We start from the raw sequence: 19,173 nt of genomic DNA, 5'->3' as shown, positions 1-19,173 counted from the left end.
TTGCCCACACCTATAACGCTACCCGGCGCCCCAACGTCAGATACGCGAACCCGAGCAGACCCCGGTGACCCCGCAGCCACCAGGCACGATGCGCGTCCGCGGCCGCCCGGACCTCCTCGGCCCGCTCATGGTCCGGGTTGGCCTGCAACCAGACCTCCTTGTCCATGAGGAACTCCGACTCGAAGTCGTCCCACTCGTACTGCTCGACCGACTCCACCCGCAGCGGCCGCAAACCCGTCGCCGCCGCCGCGTCCACGAGGTCCGGCAGCAGCAGCCACTCGTCGGCCTTCGTGTCCGGCCACATCCCCGCCAGCTCCGCCTCCGTGGGCGTGCGCTGCCAGATCCCGTCCCCGAACAGCAGCCGCCCGCCCGGCTTCACCAGCGGCGCCAGCGCCGCGACCGCCTCCGCGCTCGTCCCGAACGCGTGCGCCGCCCCGATGCAGATCACCAGGTCCGCAGGCTCGGTCCAGTCCTCGCCCCGGTACTCCACGAACTCCACCCGGTCGCCGATGCCGCGCCGGGCCGCACCCGCACGCCCCCGCTCCAACAGCTCCAGGTCCGAGTCGATCCCCACCGCCCTCGCGCCCGGGACCCGCTCGGTGATCCGCTGGAGCAGCTCGCCCCACCCGCACCCGATGTCGAGGATCGTCTCCGGCGCGAACGCCGCGCCCTCCTCCACCTGGCGGTCGAACCGCCACGCAGCGATGGGGGAGTTGCAGTCCAGATGGCCGTACCGCGCCGGCCCGTCATGAGAAGTCATCGCCCGGACCGTAGCAGCGCCCCACCCGCCGCGCAAACGAGAAACCGCCTCTACACTCACGCCCATGATCACCGTCCACGCGTTCGTCTGGTCCCTCCCCGAGCACCGCGACGCCTACCGCACCGGCCTCCGCGCCCTCCAGGAGTCCACCCTCGCCAACGACACCGGCTGCCTCGACTACCGCTTCTGGGAGTCCGTCACCGAACCCGGCGCGTTCGTCTGCGTCGAAGCCTGGACCGACCGCGCCGCCCTCGACGCCCACCTCACCGCACCCCACCACGTCACCGGCTCCGACGCCCTCGACCCCTACCGCGCCCGCCCCGCCGACATCCGCGTCTACGAGTCCACCCCGCTCGACCTCTGAGCAAACCGGATGCGCCCGTCGCACCCCGCTGGCACACTCGCACCCATGACCGACGACCTCAAGCACCACCTCAAGAACTACCTCCAGAGCTCCCGCGAAGCCCTCCTGTGGAAACTCGACGGCCTCGACGAGTACGACCTCCGCCGACCCCTCACCCCCACCGGCACCAACCTCCTCGGCCTCGTCAAGCACTGCGCCTCCACCGACGTCGAGTACTTCGGCACCTGCTTCGACCGGCCCTTCCCCGACCCGCCCGCCTGGTTCCCCCTCATCGAATCCGTCCCCAACATCGAGATGTGGGCCACCCCCGACGAGACCACCGACGCCATCACCGGCCTCTACCGCCGCGTCTGGGACCACTCCAACGCCACCATCGACGCCCTCGACCTCGACACCGAAGGCCACGTCCCCTGGTGGGACGGCCAGACCGTCACCCTCGGCCGCATCCTCATCCACATGACCGCCGAGACCAACCGCCACGCCGGACACGCCGACATCGTCCGCGAGACCATCGACGGCACCGCCGGACTCAACCGGCGCAACTCCAACCTCCCGCCCGCCGACCAGTACGACTGGCCCGCCCACCACGCCCAAGTCGAACAGGCCGCCCGCACCGCCGCAGGCAAGTGACCCGGCCCGGGGGCCCGGAGTCGTACCGGACCCCCGGCACCCATCACCCGACGGGCGCCCCGAACCAGCGCCCCAGCGCCCCCTCCAGACCGACCCGGTCCCCACCGGCCCACGCCACATGCCCGTCAGGACGCAGCAGCACACACGCCGCCCCAACGGCCGCACCGGGATCAACGACCACATCCACCCGATCCGACCAGCCCCCAGCGTCCAGACCACCGGTCCGGTCCACAATGAGCCCCCGACCGCCCCGCATGAAGCCGTACAGACTCCCGCCCGCGACAGGAACATCGCGCTGGCGGCGCCCCAGCACCTCCGGGCCCTCCCCGAAGTCGTACCGCACGTCCAAGGCCGCGACCTTCTCCACCAGGAACCGGTTCACCTCCACGAACCGCATCAGCTCGACCAGCAGCCGCCGCGCCGCCTCCGGACCAGCACCGGGGGAGGACAGCTCCATCTGCGCCCGCGTGTTGTCCAGGACCGCCGCGGCCACCGGGCGCCGCTCCGCCCCGTAGGAGTCGAGGAGCCCCTCCGGGGCCCACCCGCGGACCTGCGCGGCCAGCTTCCACCCCAGGTTCACCGCATCCTGCACCCCGAGGTTCAACCCCTGCCCGCCCAGCGGCGGATGCACATGCGCCGCATCACCGGCCAGCAGCACCCGCCCCGTCCGATACGAGGTCGCCAACCGCGTCGCGTCCCCGAACCGCGACAGCCACCGCGGCGAATGCACCCCGAAGTCCGTCCCCGCCACCGCACGCAGCCGCGCCCGGAAGTCCTCCAGCGTCGGCTCGCTCCCGCGCCCGGCGACCCCCGCGGCCGGGACGACGACACTGTAGACACCACCGAACGGCCTGAGCCAGAACGACCCCGCCACCGGCCCTACCGCAGCCACCCGTGCCGCGACCTCCTCCGGAGGGATCCCGACCTCCATCTCGCCCATCAGCGTCTCCGACCGCGACGCCTCACCCGGGAACCCCACCCCGGCCAGCTTCCGTACCGCACTCCGCGCCCCGTCGCACCCGACCAGGAACTGCGCCCGCACGGACGTGCCGTCGTCCAACGCCACGACCACCCCGCCAGCGTCCTGCGAGAACCCGGCCACCGACCGCCCCCGCACCACCCGCGCTCCAAGCGAGACCGCATGGTCCTGGAGCACCCGCTCGACCACGGGCTGGGGGAGTCCCAGCAGGAACGCGTGCGCCGTGTCCAGGCCCTCCGGCACCGGACCCGGGATACCCGCGAAGAACCCGCCCGCGGGGCGCACTCGGCCGTGCTCGCGCAACCGGTCGAGGAGGCCCCGCATGGCCATCAGCTCGATACTGCGGACGTGCAGGCCCACGATGCGGACCATCGACTTCGGTGCGGTCACCGGGTCCACGACCAGGACCCGCACCCCGTGCAGCCGCAGCTCGGCGGCCAGCATCGCACCGGTCGGCCCGCACCCGGCGACCACCACATCGAAGACATTCGCGTCGGAGGAATCCGGCGACGCACCGGCAGAGGACTGAGAAACGTCCATGGCAGCTATTGCCCTTCAGGAGTGCCCTACGGCGCTCCCGGCAGCGATCACACCACCCGGCCGCGACGCGAAGAGGGGAGCACCCACATCGATACGTCCATGGGTCCCACCTCCTCAAGCAGTGTCGCGGTCCACCACAAGATACAAGCCGCGACACCACCCGTCAAACCGCAGACCCCGGCAGGGGAGTACCCCTACTCCTGCCGCGGCACCCGCGCCTCAGCCGCCAGCGCCCGCTCACGCCACGTCCCCGCCTCAGCCGCCAGCTCCACCCGGGCCGCCTCAGACGCCTCCAACCGCGACGCCAGCACCCGCTGATCCGCCACCGCCTCCGCGACCACACCCTGCACCCGCGCCAGCGCCTCACCACGCTCGGCCGCAACCGAAGCCGCCTGCTCCGCATCCCGACGCGCCACCGCCAACTCCGCGACCAGCCCCTCCACCCGCGACCGCTCCCGGTCCCGCTCCACCATCACCGACGACACCCGCCCCTCAGCCCGCTCCAACGCCGCCTCACCGGCCCGCAACGCCTCCGCCGCCTCGGCCTCCACCCGGTCCGCACGCTCCCGCGCCACATCCGCCTCACCACGAGCCGCCACCGCGACCTGCTCGGCCTCCTCACGGCCCACCACCGCCGCGTCCCGGCCCCGCACCGCCTCGACCGCCTCACCACGCGCGGCCTCCGCATCCCCGACGGCCGCATCACGCTCGGCGACCGCCGCCCGCGCCTCACCCAACGCCCGGTCCGCCTCCACACGCGCACCCTCAGCGTCCTTCACCGCCGCGACCCGCGCCGACACCGCCTCCCTCGCCCGACCCTCAGCCGCCTCCGCAACACCCGCGACCCGCTCGACCTCAGCGACCGCACCCGCGAGCTCGTCAACGAGCGCCGCCGCACGACCCGCCACCTCGTCCCGCTCCGCACGCGCCGCCGCGACCGCGCTGGCGGCCTCGGACCGGACCTCCGCGATCCGCGCCTCGACCTCCGCCGGGTCCGTCTCCGCCCGCAGCGCCTCCGCGAGGGGCGCCAACGCCGACGTCATCGACTGGTCGATCTGCTCGTACAGCTCCTCGGCCCGCGCGAGCGCACCTTCGAGGCCCGGGGTGGCGCGGCGCAGTTCGCGCTGGCGTTTGGCCTGGGAGGCGCAGTCGCCGTCGGCGCAGTACAGGCGGGGCCGGCCGCGGCCGGGCTGCTGCGGGATCGGCGTGCCGCAGCGCTTGCACAGCGTCACGAGCTTCGGGTTGGTCTGGGCGGTCTGGTTGGTCGTATCTGTTTTCGTCATGCCCACATCCTAACATTATTTATTTCCGTTATTTATATTTAAATAACCGGAAAATAAGCGTGTCGCCCTGAGATACATAACTCACGAGAAGTGCCGTTCCCGCAAGTTATATGTGTAGCGGCCCTGTGGCGACCCAGGAGATCCCGGAGCGGCGTTCGTCGGGTCGGTGGCCCTTTCGACGCGATCGGTCCGCCGAGGCCCGTTCAGGGCGCGGGGCGTGATCTAGACTCGCGAAGATCCTGAAGCCGATCCCGTGGAGATGGAGCGACCCCTGTGAGCGAGACGATGCGTGCAGTGACCCAGTCGGTGCTGGGCGGGACCGAGGTCCTGCGCCTTGAAGACGTCGCACGGCCCGAGCCGTTCTACGGCGAGGTGCTGGTGCGGGTGCACGCGGCGAGCCTGAACCCCGTCGACCCGGCGGCGCGCGAGTACGGCCTGTACATCGGCGAGCCGCCGTTCACGCTCGGCTGGGACGTCTCCGGCGTCGTGGAGGCCGTCGGCATCGGCGTCACCCGGTTCGCGGTCGGCGACGAGGTGTTCGGCATGCCCCGGTTCCCGCACCGCGCCGGCGCGCACGCGGAGTACGTGGCGGTGCCGGCCCGCGACCTGGCGCCCAAGCCGCCGTCGCTGTCGCACGTCGAGGCCGCGGCGCTGCCGCTGACGGGCCTGACCGCCTGGCAGGCGCTCATCCCCCGCGCTCGACTCGAAAAAGGACAGAAAGTGCTCATCCATGCCGCGGCGGGCGGTATCGGTCACCTCGCGGTGCAGATCGCGAAGTCGGTGGGTGCCCATGTGATCGGGACGGCGAGCGCCGGGAACCGGGAGTTCGTGCTGGGCCTGGGTGCGGACGAGGTGGTCGACTACCGCAGCGAGGACTTCACGGCGTCTGTGAGCGATGTGGACGTGGTGTTCTCCACGCTCGGCGGCGACGTCGCGCCGCGGTCGGTGTCGGTGATCAGGGACGGCGGGACCCTGCTCCAGATGCACTACTCGACGCGGGACGTCGCGTTCCCCGATGCTGTGGCGCGTGGGATCGACACGCGGTTCCAGCTGGTGGAGCCGGACGCGGCGGGACTGGGGGCGCTGTCGGACCTGGTGGAGCGGGGGCTGCTGCGGGTGCACGTGGCGCGGGAGTTCGCGCTGGAGGAGTTCGCGGAGGCGCATGCGCTCATGGAGGCGGGCGGGTTCGCGGGGAAGCTGGTGTTCCGGTTGACCTGAGGGGGTGGTCCCCCGGGGTTCGCAGTTCGGCTGCCGTTGTCGGTGGGCGCTGCGACGATGGCGGGTAGATCGGGCGGAAGGAGTCTGCGATGGGTTCGATCCTCAATCCCTACGTGTCGTTCAACGGGAGCGCGCGGGAGGCGATGGAGTTCTACCAGTCGGTGCTGGGCGGGGAGCTGAACGTGATGACGTTCGGCGACTCGGGGGTGCCGGACGCCCCGGCTGAGCAGGTGATGCACGCGCAGTTGACGTCGCCGGCCGGGTTCACGATCATGGCGTCGGACACGCCGCCGGGGATGCCGTACGTGCCGGGCCAGAACATCTCGATCAGCCTCTCGGGCGACGACGGTGATGCGCTGCGCGGGTATTTCGCGGGCCTGTCGGAGGGCGGGTCGGTGAACATCCCGCTGGAGAAGCAGCTGTGGGGCGACGAGTTCGGGGCCGTGGTCGACCGGTTCGGGATCGGCTGGATGGTGAACATCGCGGGGAGCTAGTCCCCCGCGCGGGAAACGGGCGAGAAGACGGTGGGCGGGACATGGGTCCCGCCCACCGTTGCTTGTGGGAATATCGCTAGTTGATGCCGCGGCGGATCCGCCAGTAGGCGGCGCCGGTCAGGATCGCGGAGAGGCCGAGCGCGATGGCGACCTCGGTCCACTGGAACCGCCAGTACCGGTCGGCGGGCTGGTAGACGACGTCGAACGCGGCGTCCTTCTGCGACATGCACTCGTCGGGCGGGACGTTGGCGGCCCGGCAGTCGTCGGCGTCGTCGCCGGTGAACGCGGAGCCGTCGGCCATGCGCACGGGCATCTCGTCGCTGATGACCCAGGCGCCGGGGATGGTGTAGCCCATGACGGTGGCGCCGGAGTCGTCGAGGGCGAGGCCGTCGATGAGGCCGACCGTGTTGGCGTCGGCCATGGTGACGGTCTCGGTGACCGGTTCGGCGTACAGGGGCCGGACGTATCCGCCCATGACGAGCTGGAGGCCGAGGAACGCCAGGAGTGTCACGGCCATCGCGGCGAGGGTGCGGCGGGCGAGTGCGCCGATCGCCAGGCCGAGTGTGAAGGCGAGGACGGCGTATCCGAAGGGTGCGGCGTTGCGCGTGACGAACTCGATGGGGTGGAACCGGGAGTCGGCGAGGTCGTCGAGGGGGCTGACGGCCCAGGTCAGCAGGAGTGTGACGGACCCGGCGAGGACGACGCCGGCTCCCCCGGCGACGGCGAGTTTGACGGTGAGCCAGCGGGTGCGGGTGATCGACTGGGTCCAGGCGAGGCGGTGGGTGCCCGCTTCGAGTTCGCGGGTGATCAGGGGTGCGCCCCAGAACGCGCCGAAGACGGCGAGTCCGGCGAGCAGGAGCAGGCCCAGGAGTGTCAGGGGCATGCCGAACTCGTCGTTGAGGTAGTGGGCGGCCTGGTCGCATTCGGTGGTGCACTCGGTGACGAGGGTGCGGTAGGCGTCCCTGATGTCCCAGGCGAGGTAGAGGATGTAGGCGGCGGCCGCGGCGAGGACGGCGGCGGTCCACAGGGTCTGGGCGCGCATCTGGCGCCAGGTCAGCCAGATCATCGGGCGGTCTCCTGGAGGATCGGGGCGGCGGGGCCTTCGGCGCGGTGGAGGTAGGTGAGGACCATGTCCTCCAGGCCGATCGGCTCGGCGCCGGGCAGGTCGAGGCGCCCGCCGGTGGTGTCGTGGACGACGAGGGTGGACTGTCGTGGGGTGTGCTCGGCGGCGATGACCTGGACGCCCGCGGGGAGTTCGTCGAGGCTGCCGCGGGGGCCGACGATGCGGTGGTGGGCGGCGGTGAGGTCGTCGATCTCCCCCGCGACTTGGACGCGGGACTCGGCGAGGATGACGAGGTGGTCGCAGACGCGTTCGACGTCGGCGATGAGGTGCGAGGAGAGGACGACGGAGACGTCCATGTCGGCGACGAACTCCATGAGGGACTGGAGGAACGAGCGGCGGGCGAGCGGGTCGAGCGCGGCGACGGGCTCGTCGAAGATGAGCAGTTCGGGGCGTTTGGCGGCGGCGAGGGTGAGGGCGAGCTGGGCCCGCTGGCCGCCGGAGAGGCGTCCGGCCTTCTTGGCGGGGTCCAGGCCGGTCTGGCGCAGGCGCTCCTCGGCGAGCCCGGGGTCCCAGCGGGGGTTGAGCTTCTCCCCCAGTTTCAGGTGGTCGGCGACGGTGAGCTGCGCGTAGACGGGGGTGTCCTGGGCGACGAAGCCGACGCGGGCGAGCTGCTCGGCGTCGGCGGCGGGCCGGTTCCCGAGGACTTCGACGGTGCCGGAGGTGGGTCGGATGAGCCCGGCGGCGAGGGCCAGGAGCGTGGACTTGCCGGCGCCGTTGGGGCCGACGAGGCCGACGATGCGCCCGGCGGGGATGTCGAGGGTGACGTCGGTGAGGGCCGCGTGGGGCCCGTAGCGCTTGGTGAGCGCGTTCGTCGCGATGACGGGGGTGTTCATGGTTCCTGCGCGGTCCTTCTCATGGTGGTGTCGAAGAGGGCCCGGATCGCGTCGTCGGCGAGGCCGGCGGCGCGGGCGCGGGCGATCCACTGGTCGAGGCCCGCGCGGAGTGCGGCGTGGGCGTCGAGGTCGTCGCCCGCGAGGGTCGCGGTGACGAAGGTGCCGCGCCCGGGTTTGGGTGCGACGAGTCCCTGGCGTTCGAGTTCGCGGTACGCCTTGAGGACGGTGTTGGGGTTGATGGCGACTTTGGCCACGACTTGCTTGACCGTCGGCAGCTGGTCCCCCACGGTGAGCATCCCGAGCCTGAGGGCCTGCTGGACCTGGTGGACGAGCTGCATGTAGGGGGCCACGCCGGAGCGCGGTTCGAGGTGGAAGTCGATCACAACTTTCTCTATTTCACTAGGATGTTAGCACTATAGGGCTGTGGGGATGGGACTGTCAAACGCGGGGTCCTCCCCCGCGGTGTTATCGCTGGTTGCGGGGGTGGTTGCGGGCGGTGCGCTCGTTGCCGAACTTGTAGGCGCCGGTCCAGCGGGCCATGACGAGCTGCGGGTCGCCGGCGTCGAGCTCGGCGAGGAACTTCGCGGCGCGGGCCCCGCGCAGGGTGGCGGCGGCCCGGCCGCGGTGGAGGATCACGACGGTGCCGTCCCCGCGCTCGCGGTGGGAGAACCCGGAGGCGGCGCTCACGCGGGCGCCGCCTGGCGGCGGGTGCGGGCGACGGTGATCGCGGCGGCGATGCCGCCGAGGAACCCGAACAGGTGCGCCTGCCAGGACACGTAGGGGCTGGTGGGCAGGACGCCCCAGATGAGGGAGCCGTAGACCGCGAAGACGAGCAGTGCGATGAGCAGGTCCCCGATGCGGCGCATGAAGACCCCGCGCGCGAGGAGGTACCCGAGGAGCCCGAAGGCGACGCCGGAGGCGCCCACGGTCACCGAGTGCGCCGGGGAGACGAGCCACACGCCGAGGCCGGAGACGACGAGCGCGAACGCCAGGGCCGTCCACATGCCGCGGCGGTCGCGCAGCGCGCAGATGACGCCCATGACGACCAGGGGCACGGTGTTGGCGGCGAGGTGCGCAACGTCGGCGTGGAGGAACGGGGCGGCGAGGATGCCGGGGACGAGGCCGTCGAGGGTCCGCGGGGTGATGCCGTACTGCGTCAGGTGCGCGGGCAGCACGAGGTCGACCAGGAGCACCGCCCACAGGAGCGCGGCGATGGCGCCCCAGGTGGCGAGCGCGCGGCGGAGGGGGTGCGCGGGGCGGGGGGTCGGGGGCTGGACGGGGAGGGTCACTGCGGCTCCTCGCTGGGATTCGGTCGGTGGTGTGAAGGGTAGCCGGTGCGCGCGCACGCGTGTTGCTTCGGAACTCGGATAGTATGGTTCTCGTAATACTTTCTTCGGTGAGGAGACCCCCAGTGAAACTCGTACTTGCCGCCGCGACCGGTGCGACCGGCCGCCTGGTCCTGGACCGGGCGCGCTCGTCCGGCCACGACGTGACCGCCCTGGTCCGCTCCCCCGGGAAGCTCCCGCCCGGCGTCCCCCACGCGCGCATCGACTTCAGCTCCCCCGACGCCGGGGCCCTCGCGGCCGCAATGGGCGGGGCGGACGCCGTCGTCTCCGCGCTCGGGGCCACGGGCAAGGCCGATGCGGGCGTCGCGACCACGGGGACGCTGGCGCTCGTCGCGGCGATGCGCGCGGCCGGGGTACGGCGCCTGGTGGTGCTGTCGGCCGCGCCGATCGGCACCGTGAAGACGGCGGTGCGTCCGGACAAGCCCCGGTTCGACCCCGGGGACGGGCCGCTGCTGCGGCTGGTGACGCCGATCGTCAAGCGCGCGCTGGCCGGGCACTACGCGGACCTCGCGGCGATGGAGGACGCCGTCCTCGACTCCGGTCTGGAGTGGACGGTGGTGCGGCCGCCGCGGCTGACCGACGGGCCCGCGAAGGGTGTCTGGCGCACCGCGGTCGGGTGCAATCCGCGGAACGGTTCGACGATCTCGCGGGCGGACCTGGCGGCGGCGATGCTCGATGCGGCGGTCGACCCGGCGTCGATCGGGAAGGTCCTGGGCGTGGCCTACTGACGTGCGGCCAGGTCGTCGGTAGCGGCGCGTCCGGCGTCGGCGGCCCGGCCGAGGAACGCCGCGACCGCCTCCAGCTGGTCGGGGGTGAAGTCCGCGCAGATGTCGGCGATGGCGCCGCGCAGGGGCTCGTAGAGGGCGCGGACCTCGCCGGTGCGGTCGGGCTCGGCGGTGAGGTGGACGGCGCGCCGGTCGGTGGGGACGCGGTCGCGGCGGATCCACCCGGCCGCTTCGAGCCGGTCGAGGACCCCGGTGGCGGTGGCGGGGTGGAGGTCGGCGGCGCGGGCGAGCGCGGTGGCGGTGAGGGGCCCGGTGCGGGTGATGAGGTCGAGGCATTCGAGGTCGACGTCTTGGAGGCCGAGTCGGTCGGAGACCTGGTGGTTGAGCAGGCGGAGCTGGACGGTGAGGTGGCGCAGGAGTTCGGTGACGTCGTGGGCGTTGCTGGTCATCGGCGGCTGCTCCTGGCGGGTCGGGTGGGGTTCAGGATAGGCGAGGTCCGGGTCCGGGGGGTCTGGGCGGTGGGTCCGGGCGCGGTGCTTAGGCTGTTGGGGTTTGTGCGGTGCCGCCTGGGGCGGCTGATCGAGAGGGGTTTGCGGGAATGGTGCAGATCGGTGACGGGGTCGAGGTGTCGGTGTCCGCGGACACGGCGTCGCGGCCGCAGGTGACGGTGCCCGACGCGGCGGCTCCGGCGGGGCTGCTGGTGTTCGACGTGGTCGAGGGCTCGGGTGCGGTGGCGCAGGCCGGGGACGCGGTCGCGGTGCAGTACGCAGGGTTCAACTGGTCGAACGGCAAGGAGTTCGACGCGTCGTGGAACCGCGGGGCGCAGCCGTTCACGGTGTCGCCGCTGGGTTCGGCCCCGGTGATCCAGGGGTGGAACGACGGCCTGGTGGGCGCGAAGGTCGGCGGTCGCCGGCTGGTCGTGATCCCGCCGGAGCTCGGGTACGGGGCGTCGGGTGCGGGCGGCGTGATCGGCCCGAACGAGACGCTGGTGTTCGTGGTCGACGTGGTGTCGGTGAACGGCCAGAAGTAGTCCTGGTTTTTGGAGGGGGTGCCTTGCGGGGCGCCCCCTCCTTTCGCGTGTTCAGCCTCCGGCGATGGAGGGGAGGATCTGGACGTCGCGGCCGGTGAGGGGCGTGTCGAGTCCTTGGAGGCGGCGGGACTCGTCGTCGCCGATGTAGACGTTGACGTAGCGGCGGAGCCGCCCGGACTCGTCGCGCAGGCGTCTGGCCAGGCGCGGGTGGGTGCGGGCGAGGGCGTCGAGGAGGTCGGCGAGCGTGGCGTGCTCGTCGAGGTCGACGGCGAGGTGGCGGGCGCCGCCGCATTCGGAGGCGAGTGCGGCGGGGATCTTGACGTCGGTGGTCACGGGGTCTCCATGGCGCGGACGCAGAGGACGTCGGGGAGGTGGGCGGCGACCTGGTGCCAGGCGCCGCCGTCGGCGGCGGCCCAGACGTCGCCGCAGCGGGTGCCGAAGTACCAGCCGGGGTCGGCGGCGCCGTCGGTGCAGGCGCCGTCGCGCATGACGGTGCCGAAGTAGTCCTCGTCGGGGAGGCCCGCGTCCCAGGCGGTCCAGGTGTCGCCGCGGTCGGTGGTGCGCCAGGGGGCGATGCGGTGGCCGGGCGGGGTGCGGTCCATGGACTCGCCGACGGGCCAGGCGGTGACGGTGCCGGGTTCGGTGGGGTGGGCGACGATCGCGAACCCGAAGTCGGTGGGCAGGTTCTGGGAGATGTTGGTCCAGCCGCCGTCGGGGCCGTCGGCGCGGTAGGCGGGGCCGTGGCTCTGGGCGTAGAGGGTGCCGTCGGCGGCGCGGGTGACCTTGTGGATGCACTGGCCGGACTCGGGTTCGGGGTCGGGGCCGTAGTCGACGGTGATGCCTTTGGCAATGCCGTCCCAGGTGCGCCCGTCGTCGCCGGTGCGGTAGATGCCGCCGGAGGAGATGGCGACGGTGAGCGCGTCGGGGTCGCCGGGGTCGGGGACGATGGTGTGGACGGCGGGTCCGGCGCCGCCGGAGGCCCAGGTGGTGTGCTGGGGGTGGTCCCAGAGGGCGCGGTTGAAGGCGAAGGTGCGGCCGGAGTCGTCGGAGGTCCACAGGCTGGTGGGTTCGACGCCGGCCCAGACGCGTTCGCCGGGGCCGAAGGCGAGCTGCCAGATCTTTTTGACGGTGTTGGTCTTGGTGGAGTCGGGCTGGTCGATGCCGGCGGTGTCGGAGTAGTCGAGGGGCCGGTACGGGAGGTCCTGGGGGAACTCCATGGGGGCGTTCACGGGTTCGTCCCAGGTGCGGCCGTGGTCGTCGGAGCGCCAGATGGAGGGGCCGAAGAAGGTGCTGGCGCCGACGAGGACGCGGCCGGTGGCGGGGTCGCAGGCGGCGGCGAAGATCTCGGCGACGGCGGTGAAGCCGTCGGCGTCGAGTTTGGCGGGGCCGTCGACGGACCAGTGGACGCGGTCGTCGCTGGTGGCGGTGAAGAGTCCTTTGCGGGTGCCGATGAGGACGAGGTAGGCCATGGCGGGCTCCTTTGCCGTGCGTTGTGGCTGTCGGTCCCATCGTCGCGCCCGGGTGTGACGTTTTCAGGCAGTTCCGGGGTTTCCTACCGCGTGGTCCGCGCCTGGAGGTGGTCCAGGATGGCGCCGGCGGTCTCCTCGGGGGTGCGGTGCGTGTTGTCGACGACGGTGGTGGCGTCGGCGAGCCAGGTGTCGAGGGCGGTCTCGTAGGGGCCGCGGTGGTCGAGGCGCCACTGCACGGCGGTGGCCTCGTCGGCGTCGTGTTCGACGCGGTCGGTGAAGGTGCCGCGGTCGGTGTGGAGGGTGAAGGCGCGGACGGGGATGGCGTGCGCGGCGAAGCCGTCCATGAGTTCGGTCCAGTACCGGTGCTGGAGGACGGTCTGCGGGACGACGAGGGTGCCGCCGGCGAAGTCGAGGACCTGGCGGGCGGTCTCGACGGTGAGGGCGCGCCAGGGGGCCCATTCCTTGAAGTCGGTGTGCGGGAGGTCGCCGATGATGCCGCGCAGGAGGTATCCGACGTGCTCGGCGTCGAAGACGCGGGCCGGGAGGGCCTCCTGGAGGAGGCGCGCGGTCGTGGTCTTGCCGGCGCCGAAGGGGCCGTTGAGCCATACGATCATTCGGGGGAATCTAGCAGGGGCGGACCTGTTGCGGGGCGTGCGTTCGTGTTACGTTGCGGACACCCTGGGCGCACCTGCGCCCCCGCCCGCCCCGTGATCGATCCTGTTAGGACAAGTGAACATGCGCGCCTCCCGTGTTGCCCTGCTGCTGTCCCCGCTGCTGCTGCTGTCGACCGGCTGCCAGGAGCTGTCCGACGCGATCGACGACGCCTCCTCCTCCGACGCGGCCTCGGGGGACGGGACCGGTTCGCAGGTGTCGGCGGAGTTCTCCGCGACCGCGCCGTTCACCGTCACGGTGGACGCGGCGGCCCTGACCGCGGACATCGAGGCGCTCACCGTCGCCGAGGAGCAGAACGAGGGGTACGACCGGTCCCTGTTCCCGCACTGGAAGGACGAGGACGGGAACGGCTGCGACGCGCGCGACGACGTGCTCGTCGCCCAGGACCGGTCCGGGAGCCTCACCGAGGCCGACTGCGGCGGCGCCATGACCGGCGAGTGGGTGTCCATGTACGACGCCGAGACGGTCACCGCCTCCGGCGACCTCGACATCGACCACTTCGTGCCGCTCAAGGAGGCGTGGGGCTCCGGCGCGGTCGACTGGACCACCGAGGACCGCCAGTCGTACGCGAACTGGCTCGGCAACTCCTGGCACCTCATCGCCGTCACCGCCTCCTCCAACCGCTCCAAGTCCGACCAGGACCCGGCCGAGTGGATGCCCGAGGACGAGACCGTCTGGTGCGCCTACGTGTGGGCGTGGGTCGAGGTCAAGAAGGAGTGGTCCCTCACCGTGGACGAGGCCGAGCAGGCGTCGCTCCTGGAGTACGCCGGCGCCTGCTAGGGCGCGCGTGGGTTGATCAGCCGAGGGTGAGCCAGGTGACGCCGAGTGCGTCGGCCTGGGCGCGTTCGGGTGCGGTGAAGTCGTCGCGTCCGGTGGCTTTGGCGATGAACGCGAGCGGGTCGAGCCCGAGGGCGGCCAGCGCGGTCGGGTGGTCGTGGCCGAGGAGCAGGTGGGCGATGTGGTGCTGGGCTTCGGGGGTGGTCCAGCGGGGTTGCGCGGTGGCGTCGGCGAGGTCGATGCCGTGGACGGCGGTCTCGACGACTCTGGTGGTGAGGAAGTCGTCGAGGGTCATGGGGTCGCCGTGGCGAGTGGTGACGCGCCGGCCGGGGCGTGCGCTGGTGCAGCGGTGGAGGATGCGGGCGGCGGTGTTCTCGAATGCGGTGGTGAGTGTCGGTCCCCCGGCTTGGGCGGCTCGGGTGGCGGTGTCGATGCGGGTGGTGTTGGTGTCGGGTGCGAAGCGGTGGTCGGGGGCGTAGTAGCCGGCGGCGGTGACGGTGGCGCGCGGGGGTTCGGGGGCGTCGAGCATGGGGTCGAGGCGGGCGAGGGCGCCGGTGATGTGGGCGGTGAGGGCGGCGGCGTCCCAGGGGGTGCAGCGGGTGGGGGCGTGCCAGTCGGTGATGTGGTTGAGGGCGTGGGCGAGTCGGGTGGTCTCGGCGGTCAGTGCGGGGAGCGGTGGCGGTGGGATCATGTGGGGATCGTAGGCGTCGTTTCCGGGGAGTGTGTGATGGTCTCGTTCGCGGCTGTGGTGCGTCCGGTGCTGGACCGGGTGTATCTGTCGATCCGGGTGGCGTCGCGGCCGGGGTTGCGGGAGGTGTACGGGGCGCGGGGGTTGGAGCCGGGGTTCGAGACGTCGTACTACTACGGGCTGCTGGCGGGTCCGGTGCCCGGGGTGGCGTTGGCGGATGCGATGTCGTATGCGGTGCGGGAGCCGACGGTGGAGTTGGCGCAGGGTGTGGTGGTGCGGGGTGCGGACGGGTCGTGGGCGTTGACGGAGCTGGGGCGGGAGGTGTCGTTGGCGAATCTGCGGGTGATCGGTGAGGCGGCGGAGCGGTTGTGGTCGGCGCGGCCGATCGCGACGATGCCGGGGCTCGGGGCGTTGGACGAGTTGAATGCTCTGGCGGGTCGGTTGCTGGTGTCGGGGCGGGTGTCGGGTGGTGCGGCGTTCCTGGGTCTGGCGCCGGGGTTCGAGCCGGAGGGGGCGAGTGCGGCGGCGCGGTTGTCGGTGCGGTTGGGGGCGTTGCGGCATCACCGGGCGGATGCGCATCGTGCGGCGTGGCGGGGTGCGGGGTTGACGGCGGCGGGGATCCGGGAGATGGGGGCGGGTGCGGAGCGGGAGGCGATCGAGGTGGAGACGGATCGGCTGGATGAGCCGGTGTACGGGGTGCTGGACGCGGGTGAGCGGTTGCGGTTCCTGGGGCTGCTGGGGTCGCTGGCGGATGGGCTCGGTGCGGCGTGAGGTGGGAGGCGTATGTTTCTCGCCATGACTGATGAGGCTTGGGAAGTGCGGTGTGCGGCGCTGTGGGAGCGGCTCGATGCGATGGGCCGTGAGGAGTTCGTGCAGGCGATGAAGGACCTCGCTGCGGAGGCGGACGATGTGGCGGTGGGGTTGTTCGAGGTCGGGGGTGCGCACGACTCGACGGGGTTCACCGAGGAGGCGGTGGGCTACTACGGCCGGGCCGTGGAGGCGGGGCTGTCGGGGGTGCGGCGGCGTCGGGTGTCGATCCAGATGGCGTCGTCGCTGCGGGAGACGGGTCGTCCGGAGGAGGCTCTGGTGATGATCGAGGAGGAGAAGGGCCGGGGTTCGGACTCCTATGACGGGGCGCTGGCGATGTGCGAGGCGCTGACGCTGGCGAAGCTGGGCCGGGACCGGGAGGGCCTGTCGGTGGCGCTGGTGGCGCTGGCGCCGACGCTGCCGCGGTACCAGCGGTCGACGGTCAATTATGCGCGCGGCCTGGTGGGGCTGGGCCCGGTCGGTTAGCTGACGGACTTGTAGTAGTCGATCTTCCCGAGGATGTAGTCGCGTTTGGCGGCGAGGTCGTCCATGCGGGCGTCGACGGCGGTCTTGTGGGCTTGGAGGAGGGCGATGCGTTCGGGGATGGTGTGGTCGCCGTCGCGGGCGAGGGTGGCGAAGCGGTGCATCTGCTCGACGGGCATGCCGGTGTCGCGGAGGCATTTGAGGACGCTGAGCCATTCGAGGTGGTCGTCGTTGAAGCGGCGCTGCCCGGTGGGGGTGCGGCCGATCTGGTCGATGAGGCCGATGCGCTCGTAGTAGCGGAGGGTGTCCATGGTGAAGCCGGAGCGGCGGGCGCATTCGCCGATCGTGTAGGTGTCCACGTGGGTCGAGGATACGCGTGCGGCCTGCGGGTTTGCGTTGGAGTCCACTCCAGGTCCTACCGTCGTCGGTGTCAGTGAGTCGACGAGTGGAAGGGGACCGCTGTGGAGCGGATCGCATTGGGGCCGGACGGTGTCGGGGTGTCGCGGCTGTGCCTGGGGGCGATGGCCCTGGGGACGCAGCAGGATGAGGCGGCGAGTTTCGCGATCCTGGACCGGTTCGTCGAGTTGGGCGGGAATTTCATCGACACCGCCAATTGCTACATGTTCTGGGAGGGGGACGGGACCGGGGACCAGTCGGAGCTGCTGCTGGGTCGCTGGTTCGCCGCGCGCGGCACCCGGGAGGAGGTGGTGCTGGCGACGAAGGCCGGGCGCCGGCCCTCGTTCCCCGGCGGGGGGATGGAGCATTCGGAGCCGTTGAGCCGGGCCAGGATCGGTGCGGCGCTGGAGGAGTCCCTGGCCAGGCTGGGTACCGACCGGGTGGACCTGTTCTGGGCCCACCGCGACGACCGGGACACGCCGCTGGAGGAGACCGTCGCCGGGTTCGACGACGCCGTCCGGGCCGGGAAGGCCCGCATGGTCGGGGCCTCGAACTACACCGCGTGGCGCGTCCAGCAGGCCCTCGGCGTGGCGTCGGGGGCGGGTGCGGCGGCCTACACGGCGATGCAGAACCGGTACTCGTACCTGAAGCCGCGCCCGGGGGCGGTGCTGCCCGAGGGCGGGCACGTCCACGCCGAGCCGACGGACCTGGACTTCATCGCGAACACGCCCGGGTCGGCGCTGCTCGCGTACTCCTCGCTGCTGTCGGGCGCGTATGTGAAGAAGCCGCTCGGGGAGCATTACGCGCATCCGGGGACCGAGGCGCGGCTTGCGGTCCTGGACGAGGTGGCCTCGGAGACGGGTGCGACGCGCAACCAGGTGGTGCTGGCGTGGCTGGTCGCGCACGAGGCGCCGATCGTCCCCCTGGTCGGGGTGTCGTCGGTGGCGCAGCTGGAGGAGGCCGCGGCCGGGGTCGCGTTGAAGCTGGACGCGGAGCAGTGGCGGCGGCTGTCGGCGGCGGCTTAGCCGAGGAAGGAGAGCCGGACGGTCCGGTCGGGGTTGTCGCGGTTGGTGTCCACCAGGAGCACCGACTGCCATGTGCCCAGGGCGAGCCGTCCGGCGACCACCGGGAGTGTCGCGTGGGGGGCGACGAGGCCGGGGAGGACGTGGTCGCGGCCGTGGCCGATGGAGCCGTGCTGGTGGCGCCACCGGTCGGTGCGGGGCAGGAGGTCCCCGAGGGCGTCGAGGAGGTCCTCGTCGGACCCGGCGCCGGTCTCGATGACCGCGATCCCGGCGGTCGCGTGGGGCACGAACACGTTGAGCAGGCCCTCGCGGGCGCCGATGGAGGACAGGAACGCCTCGCAGTCGCCGGTGAGGTTGCGGACGGCCTCGCGCCGTCCGGTGTGGACCTCGATGGTCGTGGTGTGGAACGCCGAGTTCATGGACGCGATCCTGCCATGCCGCACCGGCCCGGGTGTCGGTGCCGTCGTCTAGGGTGGACGCCATGCCGTCGGAGGGAAGATCGTTGGAAGGCACCGGGAAGGCCCTGGCGGGACTGGACCTGTCGGGCGTCGACTGGGGGACGGTCGCGGTCCCCTCCAGCGCCGACCCGTACCGGGCCTACCTGGACTCGTTGGGGTCGGCCGAGTCGCGGCGGACGATGCGCGGGTGCCTCGACCGGATCGCGCAGCTCCTCTCCGGCGACCCCGGCACTTCCGGCGAGGGCCAGCCGTGGCACCTGCTCCGGTACGAGCACACCTCGCGCCTGCGGGCGGCGATGATCGACGCGGGCTGGTCCGGCGCGTACGTCAACAAGCACCTCGCCGCCCTGCGGCGCGTGCTGAAGGAGGCGTGGCGCCTCGACCTGATGGCCGCCGAGGACTACCAGCGGGCCTGCGACCTCCAGCCGGTGAAGGCCAAGCGCCTCCCGGTCGGGCAGCAGGTCGACGGCGAGGCCCTCGGCGCGGCCCTGTACGCGTGCGACGCCGACCCCGGCCCCGCCGGCGCGAGGGACGCGGCCGTCCTCGCGACCCTGTACTCCACGGGGTGCCGGCGCAGCGAGATCGCGTCGATGCGGCTGGCCGACTACGACCCCGCCGAGCGGGCCATCCGCATCGTCGGCAAGGGCAACAAGGAGCGCGCCGTCTACGTCACCGAGGCCGCCCAGGCCCGCATCGACCGGTGGATGGCCGTGCGCGGCAACACCCCCGGGGCCCTGTTCTGCCCCATCAACAAGGCCGGGAAGCTCAAACTCGACGGCAACCGGCTCTCCGGCATGACCGGGCAGGCCATCGCCGACCTCCTGACGAAGCGGCTCGTGGAGGCCGGGCAGCGCCGCCACACCCCCCACGACTTCCGCCGCACGTTCATCGGCGAGCTCCTCGACGCCGGCGTCGACCTGGCGATCACCCAGTCCCTCGTCGGCCACGCCTCCCCCGCCACCACCGCCAGGTACGACCGCAGACCGGCGCGGCGCTCGCGCGAGGCCGTCGACCGGTTGCAGCTCCCCGAATCGTGATGTCGATTTCTGGCTAGACCCTGTCGGACCCGTGGGGCA

General features: G+C 72.1%; 26 protein-coding genes. 11 read left to right on the top strand and 15 right to left on the bottom strand.

All coding sequences use genetic code 11. From position 1 onward, the window contains the following. Positions 1 to 10: 10 nt before the first annotated feature. Positions 11 to 760, bottom strand: coding sequence for a class I SAM-dependent methyltransferase (locus AB0A65_RS16315; protein ID WP_359952027.1), 750 nt, complete (start codon positions 758 to 760; stop codon positions 11 to 13). A gap of 64 nt (positions 761 to 824) precedes the next feature. Between AB0A65_RS16315 and AB0A65_RS16310 the strand changes: the two genes are divergently transcribed. Together AB0A65_RS16310 and AB0A65_RS16305 are read left to right on the top strand one after the other, a co-directional pair. Beyond that, positions 825 to 1,124, top strand: coding sequence for a putative quinol monooxygenase (locus tag AB0A65_RS16310; RefSeq protein WP_359952025.1), 300 nt, complete (start codon positions 825 to 827; stop codon positions 1,122 to 1,124). A 45-nt stretch (positions 1,125 to 1,169) separates the two neighbouring features. After that, the gene (locus AB0A65_RS16305) at positions 1,170 to 1,754 is read left to right on the top strand and encodes a DinB family protein (RefSeq protein WP_359952023.1); all 585 of its coding nucleotides are present in this window, start codon (positions 1,170 to 1,172) and stop codon (positions 1,752 to 1,754) included. 43 nt (positions 1,755 to 1,797) lie between these two features. Here the strand turns inward: AB0A65_RS16305 and AB0A65_RS16300 are convergent, their stop codons facing one another. Both AB0A65_RS16300 and AB0A65_RS16295 read right to left on the bottom strand, forming a co-directional pair. Further along, positions 1,798 to 3,273, bottom strand: coding sequence for an FAD-dependent monooxygenase (locus AB0A65_RS16300; RefSeq protein ID WP_359952021.1), 1,476 nt, complete (start codon positions 3,271 to 3,273; stop codon positions 1,798 to 1,800). A gap of 194 nt (positions 3,274 to 3,467) precedes the next feature. Further along, complete coding sequence (locus AB0A65_RS16295) at positions 3,468 to 4,556, bottom strand: hypothetical protein (protein ID WP_359952019.1); 1,089 nt, start codon at positions 4,554 to 4,556, stop codon at positions 3,468 to 3,470. A gap of 273 nt (positions 4,557 to 4,829) precedes the next feature. Between AB0A65_RS16295 and AB0A65_RS16290 the strand changes: the two genes are divergently transcribed. Together AB0A65_RS16290 and AB0A65_RS16285 are read left to right on the top strand one after the other, a co-directional pair. Next, entirely contained in the window at positions 4,830 to 5,774 is a 945-nt protein-coding gene (locus tag AB0A65_RS16290) for an NADP-dependent oxidoreductase (RefSeq protein WP_359952017.1), read from the top strand. Between the two features lie 89 nt (positions 5,775 to 5,863). Further along, on the top strand, positions 5,864 to 6,268 hold the full coding sequence (locus AB0A65_RS16285) for a VOC family protein (protein WP_359952015.1): 405 nt from the start codon (positions 5,864 to 5,866) through the stop codon (positions 6,266 to 6,268). 76 nt (positions 6,269 to 6,344) lie between these two features. Here the strand turns inward: AB0A65_RS16285 and AB0A65_RS16280 are convergent, their stop codons facing one another. The 5 genes from AB0A65_RS16280 to AB0A65_RS16260 form a co-directional block, all read right to left on the bottom strand. Then, positions 6,345 to 7,334, bottom strand: coding sequence for a transmembrane transport protein (locus tag AB0A65_RS16280; RefSeq protein ID WP_359952013.1), 990 nt, complete (start codon positions 7,332 to 7,334; stop codon positions 6,345 to 6,347). Further along, the gene (locus AB0A65_RS16275; protein WP_359952011.1) at positions 7,331 to 8,224 is read right to left on the bottom strand and encodes an ABC transporter ATP-binding protein; all 894 of its coding nucleotides are present in this window, start codon (positions 8,222 to 8,224) and stop codon (positions 7,331 to 7,333) included. Before AB0A65_RS16275 ends, AB0A65_RS16280 begins: the two co-directional genes overlap by 4 nt. Continuing rightward, the gene (locus AB0A65_RS16270) at positions 8,221 to 8,607 is read right to left on the bottom strand and encodes a GntR family transcriptional regulator (protein WP_359952009.1); all 387 of its coding nucleotides are present in this window, start codon (positions 8,605 to 8,607) and stop codon (positions 8,221 to 8,223) included. The genes AB0A65_RS16275 and AB0A65_RS16270 overlap by 4 nt, the downstream gene beginning before the upstream one ends. An 82-nt stretch (positions 8,608 to 8,689) precedes the next feature. Then, positions 8,690 to 8,911 carry a hypothetical protein gene (locus tag AB0A65_RS16265; RefSeq protein ID WP_359952007.1) on the bottom strand — a complete coding sequence of 74 codons (222 nt, stop codon included), beginning with the start codon at positions 8,909 to 8,911 and terminating at the stop codon, positions 8,690 to 8,692. Further along, positions 8,908 to 9,513, bottom strand: coding sequence for a rhomboid family intramembrane serine protease (locus tag AB0A65_RS16260; protein ID WP_359952005.1), 606 nt, complete (start codon positions 9,511 to 9,513; stop codon positions 8,908 to 8,910). The genes AB0A65_RS16265 and AB0A65_RS16260 overlap by 4 nt, the downstream gene beginning before the upstream one ends. A 122-nt stretch (positions 9,514 to 9,635) precedes the next feature. Here AB0A65_RS16260 and AB0A65_RS16255 point away from each other — a divergent pair, with 122 nt between their 5' ends. Next, positions 9,636 to 10,298: an NAD(P)H-binding protein gene (locus AB0A65_RS16255; RefSeq protein ID WP_359952003.1), complete on the top strand. Its 663-nt coding sequence runs from the start codon at positions 9,636 to 9,638 to the stop codon at positions 10,296 to 10,298. Here AB0A65_RS16255 and AB0A65_RS16250 read toward each other — a convergent pair. Further along, on the bottom strand, positions 10,292 to 10,744 hold the full coding sequence (locus AB0A65_RS16250; RefSeq protein WP_359952001.1) for a MarR family transcriptional regulator: 453 nt from the start codon (positions 10,742 to 10,744) through the stop codon (positions 10,292 to 10,294). The genes AB0A65_RS16255 and AB0A65_RS16250 overlap by 7 nt on opposite strands. Positions 10,745 to 10,893: 149 nt before the next feature. On the opposite strand from AB0A65_RS16250, the gene AB0A65_RS16245 reads away from it, so the two are divergent. Then, a complete protein-coding gene (locus AB0A65_RS16245; protein WP_359951999.1) occupies positions 10,894 to 11,325 on the top strand; it encodes an FKBP-type peptidyl-prolyl cis-trans isomerase in 432 nt (143 codons plus the stop codon). A gap of 51 nt (positions 11,326 to 11,376) precedes the next feature. On the opposite strand, the gene AB0A65_RS16240 is transcribed toward AB0A65_RS16245, so the two are convergent. The 3 genes from AB0A65_RS16240 to AB0A65_RS16230 all read right to left on the bottom strand — a co-directional run bounded on the left by AB0A65_RS16240 (position 11,377) and on the right by AB0A65_RS16230 (position 13,408). Continuing rightward, positions 11,377 to 11,658 carry a MoaD/ThiS family protein gene (locus AB0A65_RS16240; RefSeq protein ID WP_359951997.1) on the bottom strand — a complete coding sequence of 94 codons (282 nt, stop codon included), beginning with the start codon at positions 11,656 to 11,658 and terminating at the stop codon, positions 11,377 to 11,379. After that, positions 11,655 to 12,794: an exo-alpha-sialidase gene (locus AB0A65_RS16235; RefSeq protein WP_359951995.1), complete on the bottom strand. Its 1,140-nt coding sequence runs from the start codon at positions 12,792 to 12,794 to the stop codon at positions 11,655 to 11,657. The genes AB0A65_RS16240 and AB0A65_RS16235 overlap by 4 nt, the downstream gene beginning before the upstream one ends. Before the next feature lie 83 nt (positions 12,795 to 12,877). Further along, positions 12,878 to 13,408 carry an AAA family ATPase gene (locus tag AB0A65_RS16230; protein ID WP_359951993.1) on the bottom strand — a complete coding sequence of 177 codons (531 nt, stop codon included), beginning with the start codon at positions 13,406 to 13,408 and terminating at the stop codon, positions 12,878 to 12,880. 121 nt (positions 13,409 to 13,529) lie between these two features. Here AB0A65_RS16230 and AB0A65_RS16225 point away from each other — a divergent pair, with 121 nt between their 5' ends. Beyond that, positions 13,530 to 14,246 (top strand): HNH endonuclease family protein, encoded by a 717-nt coding sequence (locus AB0A65_RS16225; RefSeq protein WP_359951991.1) that lies wholly within the window; start codon positions 13,530 to 13,532, stop codon positions 14,244 to 14,246. A gap of 16 nt (positions 14,247 to 14,262) precedes the next feature. On the opposite strand, the gene AB0A65_RS16220 is transcribed toward AB0A65_RS16225, so the two are convergent. Then, positions 14,263 to 14,934, bottom strand: a complete 672-nt coding sequence (locus AB0A65_RS16220) for a maleylpyruvate isomerase N-terminal domain-containing protein (protein ID WP_359951989.1) — start codon at positions 14,932 to 14,934, stop codon at positions 14,263 to 14,265. Between the two features lie 36 nt (positions 14,935 to 14,970). Here AB0A65_RS16220 and AB0A65_RS16215 point away from each other — a divergent pair, with 36 nt between their 5' ends. Together AB0A65_RS16215 and AB0A65_RS16210 are read left to right on the top strand one after the other, a co-directional pair. After that, positions 14,971 to 15,702, top strand: a complete 732-nt coding sequence (locus tag AB0A65_RS16215) for a hypothetical protein (protein WP_359951987.1) — start codon at positions 14,971 to 14,973, stop codon at positions 15,700 to 15,702. A 24-nt stretch (positions 15,703 to 15,726) separates the two neighbouring features. Continuing rightward, positions 15,727 to 16,224 carry a tetratricopeptide repeat protein gene (locus tag AB0A65_RS16210; RefSeq protein ID WP_359951985.1) on the top strand — a complete coding sequence of 166 codons (498 nt, stop codon included), beginning with the start codon at positions 15,727 to 15,729 and terminating at the stop codon, positions 16,222 to 16,224. On the opposite strand, the gene AB0A65_RS16205 is transcribed toward AB0A65_RS16210, so the two are convergent. Beyond that, entirely contained in the window at positions 16,221 to 16,628 is a 408-nt protein-coding gene (locus AB0A65_RS16205) for a MerR family transcriptional regulator (protein ID WP_359951983.1), read from the bottom strand. The genes AB0A65_RS16210 and AB0A65_RS16205 overlap by 4 nt on opposite strands. A gap of 54 nt (positions 16,629 to 16,682) precedes the next feature. Between AB0A65_RS16205 and AB0A65_RS16200 the strand changes: the two genes are divergently transcribed. Further along, positions 16,683 to 17,642: an aldo/keto reductase gene (locus AB0A65_RS16200; RefSeq protein WP_359951981.1), complete on the top strand. Its 960-nt coding sequence runs from the start codon at positions 16,683 to 16,685 to the stop codon at positions 17,640 to 17,642. Here AB0A65_RS16200 and AB0A65_RS16195 read toward each other — a convergent pair. After that, on the bottom strand, positions 17,639 to 18,058 hold the full coding sequence (locus AB0A65_RS16195; RefSeq protein WP_359951979.1) for a secondary thiamine-phosphate synthase enzyme YjbQ: 420 nt from the start codon (positions 18,056 to 18,058) through the stop codon (positions 17,639 to 17,641). The two genes, AB0A65_RS16200 and AB0A65_RS16195, sit on opposite strands and share 4 nt — an antisense overlap. 83 nt (positions 18,059 to 18,141) lie before the next feature. On the opposite strand from AB0A65_RS16195, the gene AB0A65_RS16190 reads away from it, so the two are divergent. Continuing rightward, on the top strand, positions 18,142 to 19,134 hold the full coding sequence (locus AB0A65_RS16190; RefSeq protein WP_359951977.1) for a tyrosine-type recombinase/integrase: 993 nt from the start codon (positions 18,142 to 18,144) through the stop codon (positions 19,132 to 19,134). Positions 19,135 to 19,173: the final 39 nt, after the last annotated feature.

Source organism: Glycomyces sp. NPDC047010 (assembly GCF_040644205.1).
In the GTDB taxonomy this organism is placed as follows: Bacteria; Actinomycetota; Actinomycetes; order Mycobacteriales; family Micromonosporaceae; genus Glycomyces.
Note: the sequence above shows the minus strand (reverse complement) of the source record. Positions and strands in the feature narration are given on the sequence as shown.

Excerpts from the sequence above, each read along its gene's own strand:
- AB0A65_RS16235 (WP_359951995.1), bottom strand. The coding sequence starts at position 12,794 with ATGGCCTACCTCGTCCTCATCGGCACCCGCAAAGGACTCTTCACCGCC.
- AB0A65_RS16195 (WP_359951979.1), bottom strand. The coding sequence starts at position 18,058 with ATGAACTCGGCGTTCCACACCACGACCATCGAGGTCCACACCGGACGG.
- AB0A65_RS16305 (WP_359952023.1), top strand. The coding sequence starts at position 1,170 with ATGACCGACGACCTCAAGCACCACCTCAAGAACTACCTCCAGAGCTCC.
- AB0A65_RS16310 (WP_359952025.1), top strand. The coding sequence starts at position 825 with ATGATCACCGTCCACGCGTTCGTCTGGTCCCTCCCCGAGCACCGCGAC.
- AB0A65_RS16215 (WP_359951987.1), top strand. The coding sequence starts at position 14,971 with ATGGTCTCGTTCGCGGCTGTGGTGCGTCCGGTGCTGGACCGGGTGTAT.
- AB0A65_RS16275 (WP_359952011.1), bottom strand. The coding sequence starts at position 8,224 with ATGAACACCCCCGTCATCGCGACGAACGCGCTCACCAAGCGCTACGGG.
- AB0A65_RS16315 (WP_359952027.1), bottom strand. The coding sequence starts at position 760 with ATGACTTCTCATGACGGGCCGGCGCGGTACGGCCATCTGGACTGCAAC.
- AB0A65_RS16285 (WP_359952015.1), top strand. The coding sequence starts at position 5,864 with ATGGGTTCGATCCTCAATCCCTACGTGTCGTTCAACGGGAGCGCGCGG.
- AB0A65_RS16220 (WP_359951989.1), bottom strand. The coding sequence starts at position 14,934 with ATGATCCCACCGCCACCGCTCCCCGCACTGACCGCCGAGACCACCCGA.
- AB0A65_RS16295 (WP_359952019.1), bottom strand. The coding sequence starts at position 4,556 with ATGACGAAAACAGATACGACCAACCAGACCGCCCAGACCAACCCGAAG.
- AB0A65_RS16225 (WP_359951991.1), top strand. The coding sequence starts at position 13,530 with ATGCGCGCCTCCCGTGTTGCCCTGCTGCTGTCCCCGCTGCTGCTGCTG.
- AB0A65_RS16210 (WP_359951985.1), top strand. The coding sequence starts at position 15,727 with ATGACTGATGAGGCTTGGGAAGTGCGGTGTGCGGCGCTGTGGGAGCGG.
- AB0A65_RS16250 (WP_359952001.1), bottom strand. The coding sequence starts at position 10,744 with ATGACCAGCAACGCCCACGACGTCACCGAACTCCTGCGCCACCTCACC.
- AB0A65_RS16245 (WP_359951999.1), top strand. The coding sequence starts at position 10,894 with ATGGTGCAGATCGGTGACGGGGTCGAGGTGTCGGTGTCCGCGGACACG.
- AB0A65_RS16300 (WP_359952021.1), bottom strand. The coding sequence starts at position 3,273 with ATGGACGTTTCTCAGTCCTCTGCCGGTGCGTCGCCGGATTCCTCCGAC.
- AB0A65_RS16280 (WP_359952013.1), bottom strand. The coding sequence starts at position 7,334 with ATGATCTGGCTGACCTGGCGCCAGATGCGCGCCCAGACCCTGTGGACC.
- AB0A65_RS16230 (WP_359951993.1), bottom strand. The coding sequence starts at position 13,408 with ATGATCGTATGGCTCAACGGCCCCTTCGGCGCCGGCAAGACCACGACC.